Below are 9,546 nucleotides of genomic sequence, written 5' to 3'. Positions count from 1 at the left end.
CCGTCGTCCTCCCTGAACCCGCGGCTGCCCATCGGGGAGAGCATCGGCGAACCGATGTTCCTCGCCGGCGTGGCCAAAGGGGCGGAACTGCAGTCGCGGATCGAGGCGCTGCTGGACCAGGTGGAACTGCCGCGCGACTACCGCAACCGCTACCCGCACGAACTCTCCGGCGGCCAGAAGCAGCGCGTCGGCATCGCCCGGGCCCTGTCCCTGAAGCCGAAGCTGATGGTGGCGGACGAGCCCACATCCGCCCTGGACGTCTCCGTCCAGGCGAAGGTCCTCGAGCTGTTCCAGGCGCTGCAGAAGGAACTGGGCTTTGCCTGCCTCTTTGTCACCCACGACCTCGCCGTCGTGGACGTGCTGGCCGACAGGATCTGCGTGATGCAGCGCGGCCGGATTGTCGAGCAGGGCAGCCGCGACCAGATCCTCCGGAACCCGCAGCAGCCCTACACGCAGCGGCTCCTGGCCGCCGTACCGCTGCCGGATCCGGAGAAGCAGCGCGAACGGAGGGAGCTCAGGGCGCAGCTGCTCGCAGGCGCGAACTAGGCGGATTTTGGGGGTTTTTCGGTTAATCCGGTATAACCCGCCGCCTCCGGAGGCGTATGGTACCAGCCAGTAATGTGTGACTTGAAATACGTGGCGATTGACGCTAGCCGTCACGAGATTGTTGAGTCACGGTTTGGCAACGGAGTTCCATCATTCGGACTTTTTGCGGTTAGGCTACTTCCATATGTAGGCCACGTCACAGGATATTTCTGTGCCCGGGCCTGCCGGGAAGCACAAGTCTCTCCCGCACGAACTCCCACAACTCTTAGGAGGCGGAATGCGTTTTTCGCGCACTTCCAAAGCACTGGGCATGGTGGCTATCGCCGCTCTGGCCCTGACCGGCTGCGGCGGCGGCGGTTCTAACACCGCCGGTGGCAGCACCGGTGGCAACGCCAGCAAGGTCATCATCGCTGACGGTTCCGAGCCGCAGCGTCCGCTGATGCCCGCCGACACCAACGAAGTTGGCGGCGGCAAGGTTATCGACATGATCTTCGCCGGTCTTGTCAGCTACGACCCCAGCGGCAAGCCCGTGAACGAACTGGCGGAGTCCATCGAGGGCAAGGACGGCCAGCACTTCACCATCAAGATCAAGAAGGACCAGAAGTTCACGAACGGCGAGGCCATCACCGCCAAGACGTTCGTTGATTCCTGGAACTTCGGCGCAGCCGCGAAGAACGCCCAGCTCAGCGGTGCCTTCTTTGAAAGCATCAAGGGCTACGACGAAGCCAGCAAGGAAGGCTCCAAGGTCGAGACCATGTCCGGCCTGAAGGTCGTCGACGACCAGACCTTCACCGTTGAACTGAAGCAGCCGGAATCCGACTGGCCGCTCCGCCTTGGCTACACCGCATTCGTTCCGGTTCCGTCCGGCGCGCTGAAGGACCCGAAGGCGTTCGGCGAAAAGCCGGTCGGCAACGGCCCGTACAAGCTGGCCGACGGCGGCTGGCAGCACAACGTGCAGATCCAGCTCGTCCCGAACCCGGACTACAACGGCCCGCGCAAGGCCAAGAACGCCGGCGTGACGTTCAAGATCTTCCAGAACGACGACGCTGCGTACCAGGACCTGCTGTCCAACAACCTGGACATCCTGCAGACCATCCCCACGAGCGCCTTGAAGAACTTCAAGAGCGACCTGGGCGACCGCACCATCAACAAGCCGTACGCCGGCAACCAGACCATCGCGATTCCGGAATACCTGCCGGAGTGGAGCGGTGAAGCCGGCAAGCTCCGCCGCCAGGCCATCTCCATGGCCATCAACCGCGACGAAATCACCAAGGTCATCTTCAACGGTGCACGCCAGCCCGCGAAGGACTTCACCGCTCCGGTTCTGTCCGGCTACAGCGACTCGATCCCGGGTTCCGAGAACCTGAAGTTCGACGCCGACAAGGCCAAGGCCGCTTGGGCCAAGGCTGACGCCATCCAGAAGTGGGACACGAACAAGACCTTCACCATCGCCTACAACGCCGACAAGGGCGGCCACAAGGCATGGGTTGAGGCTGTTGTGAACCAGCTCAAGAACACGCTGGGCATCAAGGTTGAGGGCAAGCCGTACGCAACCTTCAAGGAAGCCCGCAACGACGCCACCGCGGGCACGCTGACCGGTGCAATCCGCGCCGGCTGGCAGGCCGACTACCCGTCGCTGTACAACTTCCTCGGACCGATCTACAAGACCGGTGCAGGCTCCAACGACGCACGCTACGCCAACCCGGCGTTCGACAAGGCCGTCTCTGAAGGTCTTGCCGCTTCCTCCGTTGCCGACGGCAACAAGGCCATGAACAAGGCTCAGGAAACCCTCCTGACCGACCTTCCGGCCATCCCGCTGTGGTACCAGGTTGCCCAGGGCGGCTGGAGCGACAAGGTCTCCAACGTTGACTACGGCTGGGACGGCGTCCCGCTGTACTACAACATCACTGGCAAGTAATAACTGAACGACGGCGGGGGCTGCCTGGATTGGGGCCCTCGCCGTTGTTTTGCTTTCCCCCTATTTCTAAGCACCCGCCACGGCCGGTGCGATACGCAGCCGGTCCGCCGTGACCGTACCGGCGCCGGCTGCACACCATAATGAAAAGGTTCTTTGATGAACAACTCCGCCGCATCCTTGCACGGGATGCCTGCTGACGGGGGTGTCGTTCGCTAATGGCGACTTACATCCTCAAGCGTTTCCTGCAGCTGATCCCGGTCTTCCTGGGCGCCACGCTGCTGGTGTACTTCCTGGTCTTCAGCCTGCCTGGCGACCCCATCGTGGCCCTCTTCGGCGACAAGCCGGTCAACGAGGCCGTCGCGGCCCAGCTCCGGCAGCAGTACCACCTGGATCAGCCGTTCTGGATCCAATACCTGCTCTACCTCAAGGGCATCTTCACGTTCGACCTCGGCCAGGACTTCTCCGGCCGCCCCATTGCCTCCGTGCTGGGTGAGGTCTTCCCGGTGACGGCCCGCCTCGCCGTTATGGCCCTGATCTTCGAAGCCGTTTTCGGCATCATCTTCGGGCTGATCGCGGGCCTCCGCAAGGGCAAGTTCTTCGACGCGACCGTCCTGATCGCTTCCCTGATCGTCATCGGCATCCCGATCTTCGTGCTCGGCTTCGTGCTGCAGTTCACCATCGGCGTTCAGCTCGGCTGGGCCAAACCGACCGTCAGCTCGGCCGCCACGGTCCAGGACCTCATCCTGCCCGCGATCGTCCTGGGCCTCGGCTCCTTTGCCTACGTGCTGCGCCTGACCCGGACCAGCGTCATCGAAAACATGAACGCCGACTACGTCCGCACCGCCACCGCCAAGGGCCTGTCGCGTTTCCGCGTGGTCCGCGTGCACATCCTGCGCAACTCGCTGATCCCCGTCATCACCTTCCTCGGTGCTGACCTGGGCGCCCTCATGGGCGGTGCCATCGTCACCGAAGGCATCTTCAACGTCCCGGGCGTCGGCAACCGGCTGTACCGGGCCGTCACGCAGGGTGAGGGACCCACCGTCGTCTCCATCGTGACGGTGCTGGTGCTCATCTATGTTGTGTCCAACCTGCTTGTAGACCTGCTGTACGCCTGGCTTGACCCAAGGATCCGCTATGACGCCTGAGAACATCACCCCGGACCAGCGCACTGCGGCCCCGGCCAAGCGGCACGTCGAGCACTTCGTCGCCGACTTCTCCGAGACACCGCTGCAGGCAACCGACAAGGTCAAGGAAGACCAGGCTCCGCTGAGCCTGTGGGGCGAGGCCTGGAAGAACCTGCGCAAGCAGCCGCTCTTCCTGATCTCCGCCTTCCTGATCCTCGTCGTCGTCGCCGTGTCACTTTTCCCCTCGCTCTTCTCCGGCATCGACCCCGCCTCGGAGGCATGCCAGCTGGCCAACTCCGACGCCGGACCGACCGCCGGGCACCCGCTGGGCTTCACCCAGCAGGGCTGCGACGTGTACGCACGCGTGATCTTCGGTACCCGCTCCTCGGTGACCGTGGGCCTCTTCACCACCCTGGGTGTCCTGCTCATCGGCGGCATCATGGGCGCGCTTGCCGGTTACTACGGCGGCTGGGTGGACTCCATCCTGGCCCGCATCAACGACATCTTCTTCGCCCTGCCGCTGATCCTCGGCGCCATCGTGATGATGCAGCTGCCCGTCTTCCGTGCCAACCGCACGGCCTGGACGCTGGTGCTGATCCTGGTGACATTCGGCTGGCCTCAGATCGCCCGTATCACCCGCGGCGCCGTGATCGAGGTCCGCAACGCCGACTTCGTGACCGCCGCCCGCTCCCTGGGCGTTTCGAAGTTCGGTGCGCTGATGCGCCACGTTATGCCGAACTCGCTGGCTCCGATCATCGTCGTCGCCACCATCTCGCTGGGTACCTTCATCGTCGCGGAATCGACCCTGTCGTTCCTCGGCATCGGGCTGCCGCCGAGCGTGATGTCCTGGGGCAATGACATCCAGGCAGCGCAGGCTTCCCTGCGGTCCAACCCGATGCCCCTGCTCTGGCCGGCCATCGCGCTGTCCATCACGGTCCTGAGCTTCATCATGCTGGGCGACGCCCTGCGCGATGCGCTCGATCCCAAAGCGCGCAAGCGATGAAAGGGGACGCCATGAACGCCTCTGTCGAATTCCACGAAGCCGGCGCGGCCGCCGGACGTCCGCTCCTTGAAATCAAGGACCTGGCGATCAGCTTCACCACCAGCAACGGCGAAGTGAACGCTGTCCGCAACGCCCACCTCACCGTAATGCCGGGCGAAACCGTCGCCATCGTCGGCGAGTCCGGTTCCGGCAAGTCGACGACGGCGCTGGCCGCCATCGGCCTGCTGCCCAGCAACGGCCGTGTGGCCGCCGGCAATGTCTTCTTCGACGGCGAGGACATCGCCCACGCGTCGGAGAAGCGGATGATCGAACTGCGCGGCAACAGCATCGGTATGGTGCCGCAGGACCCGATGTCCAACCTCAACCCGGTCTGGAAGATCGGTTACCAGGTCCGCGAAACGCTGAAGGCGAACGGGCTGCCCAGCGGCCCCGACGACGTCGCGAAGGTGCTGTCCGAAGCCGGGCTGCCAGATGCCTCACGCCGTGCCAACCAGTACCCGCACGAGTTCTCCGGCGGCATGCGCCAGCGTGCCCTGATCGCGATCGGCCTGTCCTGCCAGCCGCGCCTGCTCATCGCCGATGAGCCGACGTCGGCCCTGGACGTGACCGTCCAGCGGCAGATCCTGGATCACCTGGACAAGATGACCACCGAACTCGGCACGGCCGTCCTGCTCATCACCCACGACCTCGGCCTCGCCGCCGAGCGCGCAGACAAGGTTGTGGTCATGTACCGCGGCCAGGTCGTCGAAGCCGGTCCGTCGCTGGAGCTGCTGCAGAACCCGCAGCACCCGTACACCCAGCGGCTGGTTGCCTCGGCGCCGTCGCTGGCGTCACGGCGCATCCAGGCTGCCAAGGAACTCGGCGTCGAATCCGATGACCTGCTGGCACCCGCCGAGGACGTCGTCGTTGCCTCGACCCTGCCCGACGAGGTGCTGCAGATTGAGAACCTCAAGAAGGTCTTCAAGCTGCGCTCCGGCTTCGGCCGTTCCACCGACTTCACCGCTGTGGACGACGTGTCCTTCAGCGTCAAGCGGGGAACGACGACGGCGATCGTGGGGGAGTCGGGTTCCGGCAAGTCCACCGTGGCCCAGATGGTCCTGAACCTGCTCCAGCCGACCTCCGGCAAGATCGTGTTCGACGGCGTCGACACTTCCACGCTGAACAGCAAGGAGATCTTCGCCTTCCGGCGCCGGGTGCAGCCGATCTTCCAGGACCCTTACGGTTCCCTCGACCCGATGTACAACATCTTCCGGACCATCGAGGAACCGCTGCGGACCCACAAGATCGGGGACAAGGCCAGCCGCGAGAAGAAGGTCCGGGAACTGCTGGACCAGGTGGCACTGCCGCAGTCCACCATGCAGCGCTACCCGAACGAGCTCTCCGGCGGCCAGCGCCAGCGTGTGGCTATCGCCCGTGCCCTGGCCCTCGACCCCGAGGTCATCATCTGCGACGAGGCGGTGTCCGCCCTGGACGTGCTGGTGCAGGCGCAGGTGCTGAACCTGCTCGCCGACCTGCAGTCGCGGCTGGGCCTGACCTACCTGTTCATTACCCATGACCTCGCGGTGGTCCGGCAGATCGCCGACCACGTGTGTGTGATGGAGAAGGGCAAGCTGGTCGAGACCGGTTCCACCGACGAGGTCTTCGACTCGCCGAAGCAGGATTACACGAAGGCGCTGCTGAACGCGATCCCCGGAGCGAAGCTGATGCTTCCCCCCGAGGTGGCTTCGGCCTAGCCAAGCGGTACCCCGCACGGCAGCACCACAACAAGAGCCGGCGTCCACCCTGGGGTGGACGCCGGCTCTTGCGTTGGCTGTTGCTGTGGTGGCTGGTGTTGAGTTGGCCGCTGTTGAGTTGGCTGATTCGCGTGTGTTCCGGCGGGGGCCGGGCGCATTGCTAGCCGAGGCCGAGGGCCTCGAAGCGCTTGGTGAGCACGCCGGCCGCGATCTCGTGGCCCTGCGCGTTCAGGTGTCGGTCGTCCTTCAGGTACTGCGCCAGACCGTACCGGGTGAGCCAGTCGCCGACGCTGACAAACGAGAGCCCGTATTCCTTGGCCACGGCACCCAGCAGCGTATCCACCTCGGTACGGCGCCCGCCGCCGGCCTGTGAGCCACGGGCGAGCGTTCCGACCATAACCACTTCGGCGTCGGGGTAGCGGTCTTCCACGGCCTGGATCAAACGCTCGGCATGCTCGGCGATCTCAACATTCGATGCTCCCCGGGTGGCATCGTTGCCGCCGCCTTCGATGACCACCAGGGGCGGTGTGCCGTAGGGCAGGTACCAGTCACCGTTTTCCAGGCCGTCGATGTAGCTGCCGCGGGTGCTGTTGCCGACGACGAATCCGGTGCCGCTGCCGCCGCCGAACACCACGTGGTAGCCCAGCCGGCCGAGGGCCTGCCGGGGCCAGCTGTCAGTGGGCTCCGACTGGGAATCACCAATAAGCACGGCCGTGTGGGCAACGTCTTCCACGATGATTTCCAGTCGGCCGTTCGCCGGGTTGCGGTACAGGGAACCGGCGGGAAGGCTGGCCGGGTCCACCGTGCCCTTCTTGCGGACCGTCCCGGCGGCCGCGGGCTGGCCTGGCCCGGCGACGGCCGCGACCGGGACGTCCTTCACACGGTCGGCGGACTTGGTAGGAGCAGCAGAATCCAGTGCCGGGGCACAGCCGCCAAGAAAGAGGGCGGCGGCGATCAGGGGCGGCATGACATGGGTCATCCTCAGGGCACTTCGCATGTCGGACTCCCCGCACGGTCGTAGGTACTCCAGCAATGATCCGGCATGTACCGGCCGAAAACCAGTGACATTGGTCACGGTGGGCCCCCGTCGGGTCAACGATTTGGTAACGGGGCGGGGGAGGGGTGCTGCCGGGATTTAGGCCAATAAATGCCCGGTCGTCTAGAATGGATGAAGGAGCCCTGTGTCAAAGGGCCTTGTCCGTCGTGCGTTCCGGTTGGAAATGTCGCGATACAACAGCTGACTTCACCACTGAATCGAGCAATAACGCATGTCTGAAACCACCACCAACACTGCGGTAGCCACTGCATCGCGCAGTGACCTGCGCAACGTCGCGATCGTGGCCCACGTTGACCACGGCAAGACCACCCTGGTCGATGCCATGCTCAAGCAGACCAACTCCTTTGCCGAGCACAACCACCTCGAAGACCGCGTCATGGACTCCGGTGACCTGGAACGCGAAAAGGGCATCACCATCCTCGCCAAGAACACCACGGTTGCCTACAACGGCCCGTCGTCGAACGGCGAGACCATCACCATCAACGTCATCGACACCCCCGGCCACGCCGACTTCGGCGGAGAGGTCGAGCGCGGCCTGTCCATGGTCGACGGCGTCGTCCTCCTCGTGGACGCCTCCGAGGGCCCGCTGCCCCAGACCCGCTTCGTGCTGCGCAAGGCCCTGGCCGCGCACCTGCCGGTGATCCTGCTGGTCAACAAGACCGACCGCCCCGACGCCCGGATCGAGGAAGTCGTCCACGAGTCCATGGACCTGCTCCTTGGCCTCGCCTCCGACCTCGCCGACGAAGTGCCGGACCTGGACCTGGACAAGATCCTCGAGGTTCCGGTTGTCTACGCCGCCGCCAAGGTTGGCCGCGCCTCCCTCGAGCAGCCCGCCGACGGCACCCCCCCGGAAAACGAGGACCTGGAGCCGCTCTTCAAGACCATCGTCGAGCACATCCCGGCCCCGACGTACAACCCCGAGGGTGTCCTCCAGGCGCACGTCACCAACCTGGACGCCTCCCCGTTCCTGGGCCGTCTGGCGCTCCTGCGCATCTACAACGGCACCCTGCGCAAGGGCCAGACCGTGGCCTGGGCGCGTGCCAACGGTGAGCTGAAGAACGTCAAGATCACCGAACTGCTGGCCACCAAGGCCCTGGACCGCGTCCCGGCCGAGTCCGCCGGCCCGGGCGAGATTGTCGCCGTCGCCGGTATCGAGGAAATCACCATCGGTGAGACCCTGACCGACGCCGAGAACCCGCAGCCGCTGCCGCTGATCACCGTGGACGATCCCGCGATCTCCATGACCATCGGTATCAACACCTCGCCGCTGGCCGGCAAGGTCAAGGGCGCGAAGGTCACCGCCCGCCAGGTCAAGGACCGCCTCGACAAGGAACTGATCGGTAACGTCTCGATCAAGGTTCTTCCCACCGAGCGTCCCGACGCTTGGGAAGTCCAGGGCCGTGGCGAGCTCGCGCTGGCCATCCTCGTTGAGCAGATGCGCCGCGAAGGCTTCGAGCTGACCGTGGGCAAGCCGCAGGTTGTCACCAAGGTGGTCGACGGCAAGGTCCACGAGCCGATGGAGCACATGACCATCGACGTGCCGGAAGAGTACCTCGGCGCCGTCACCCAGCTCATGGCAGCCCGCAAGGGCCGCATGACCAACATGGCCAACCACGGCACCGGCTGGTGCCGCATGGAATTCATCGTTCCGGCCCGTGGCCTGATCGGCTTCCGCACCCGGTTCCTCACGGACACCCGCGGCGCCGGCATTGCCGCTTCGATCTCCGAGGGCTACGAGCCGTGGGCCGGCCCGATCGAGTACCGCACCAACGGTTCGATGATCGCCGACCGCGCCGGTGTTGTGACGCCGTTCGCGATGATCAACCTGCAGGAACGTGGCTCCTTCTTCGTCAAGCCCACCTCCGAGGTGTACGAGGGCATGATCGTCGGCGAGAACTCCCGCGCCGACGACATGGACGTGAACATCACCAAGGAAAAGAAGCTCACCAACATGCGTGCCGCTTCCTCCGACACCTTCGAGAACCTGACGCCGCCGCGCGACCTGACCCTCGAAGAGTCCCTGGAATTCGCCCGCGAGGACGAGTGCGTGGAGGTCACCCCGGACGCCATCCGCATCCGTAAGGTCATCCTGGACACCAACGAGCGTGCCAAGGCCAACCGCGCCCGCGCCAAGGTCTGATCCCGGTCCTCGGGCCTCGGCTGAG

General features: G+C 65.1%; 7 protein-coding genes. 6 read left to right on the top strand and 1 reads right to left on the bottom strand.

Annotated elements, in window-relative coordinates; translation table 11 throughout:
- The 5 genes from AC1DBE_RS05160 to AC1DBE_RS05140 form a co-directional block, all read left to right on the top strand.
- Nucleotides 1-546, top strand: a 546-nt coding sequence (locus tag AC1DBE_RS05160; protein ID WP_476969798.1) for an ATP-binding cassette domain-containing protein, incomplete at its 5' end; no start/stop codon positions are given.
- Between the two features lie 277 nt (nt 547-823).
- Nucleotides 824-2,464, top strand: coding sequence for a peptide ABC transporter substrate-binding protein (locus AC1DBE_RS05155; RefSeq protein ID WP_476969797.1), 1,641 nt, complete (start codon nt 824-826; stop codon nt 2,462-2,464).
- 215 nt (nt 2,465-2,679) lie between these two features.
- Nucleotides 2,680-3,609 carry an ABC transporter permease gene (locus tag AC1DBE_RS05150; RefSeq protein ID WP_476969796.1) on the top strand — a complete coding sequence of 310 codons (930 nt, stop codon included), beginning with the start codon at nt 2,680-2,682 and terminating at the stop codon, nt 3,607-3,609.
- The gene (locus AC1DBE_RS05145) at nt 3,599-4,591 is read left to right on the top strand and encodes an ABC transporter permease (protein ID WP_476969795.1); all 993 of its coding nucleotides are present in this window, start codon (nt 3,599-3,601) and stop codon (nt 4,589-4,591) included. Before AC1DBE_RS05150 ends, AC1DBE_RS05145 begins: the two co-directional genes overlap by 11 nt.
- Before the next feature lie 11 nt (nt 4,592-4,602).
- Nucleotides 4,603-6,324: an ABC transporter ATP-binding protein gene (locus AC1DBE_RS05140; protein WP_476969794.1), complete on the top strand. Its 1,722-nt coding sequence runs from the start codon at nt 4,603-4,605 to the stop codon at nt 6,322-6,324.
- Between the two features lie 160 nt (nt 6,325-6,484).
- Here AC1DBE_RS05140 and AC1DBE_RS05135 read toward each other — a convergent pair whose 3' ends face one another.
- Nucleotides 6,485-7,321 (bottom strand): SGNH/GDSL hydrolase family protein, encoded by an 837-nt coding sequence (locus tag AC1DBE_RS05135; protein ID WP_476969793.1) that lies wholly within the window; start codon nt 7,319-7,321, stop codon nt 6,485-6,487.
- A gap of 271 nt (nt 7,322-7,592) precedes the next feature.
- Here AC1DBE_RS05135 and typA point away from each other — a divergent pair, with 271 nt between their 5' ends.
- Complete coding sequence (gene typA, locus AC1DBE_RS05130) at nt 7,593-9,521, top strand: translational GTPase TypA (RefSeq protein WP_476969792.1); 1,929 nt, start codon at nt 7,593-7,595, stop codon at nt 9,519-9,521.
- The last annotated feature ends 25 nt before the right edge of the window (nt 9,522-9,546 follow it).

Source organism: Arthrobacter sp. 10T416 (assembly GCF_056394165.1).
The sequence above is the reverse complement of the archived record's forward strand: the minus strand, read 5'-3'. Positions and strand labels throughout refer to the sequence as shown.

What these genes read in the sequence shown, in the direction of transcription:
- AC1DBE_RS05145 (WP_476969795.1), top strand. Translation starts at nt 3,599, where the DNA reads ATGACGCCTGAGAACATCACCCCGGACCAGCGCACTGCGGCCCCGGCC.
- AC1DBE_RS05135 (WP_476969793.1), bottom strand. Translation starts at nt 7,321, where the DNA reads ATGCGAAGTGCCCTGAGGATGACCCATGTCATGCCGCCCCTGATCGCC.
- AC1DBE_RS05155 (WP_476969797.1), top strand. Translation starts at nt 824, where the DNA reads ATGCGTTTTTCGCGCACTTCCAAAGCACTGGGCATGGTGGCTATCGCC.
- AC1DBE_RS05140 (WP_476969794.1), top strand. Translation starts at nt 4,603, where the DNA reads ATGAACGCCTCTGTCGAATTCCACGAAGCCGGCGCGGCCGCCGGACGT.
- AC1DBE_RS05150 (WP_476969796.1), top strand. Translation starts at nt 2,680, where the DNA reads ATGGCGACTTACATCCTCAAGCGTTTCCTGCAGCTGATCCCGGTCTTC.
- typA (WP_476969792.1), top strand. Translation starts at nt 7,593, where the DNA reads ATGTCTGAAACCACCACCAACACTGCGGTAGCCACTGCATCGCGCAGT.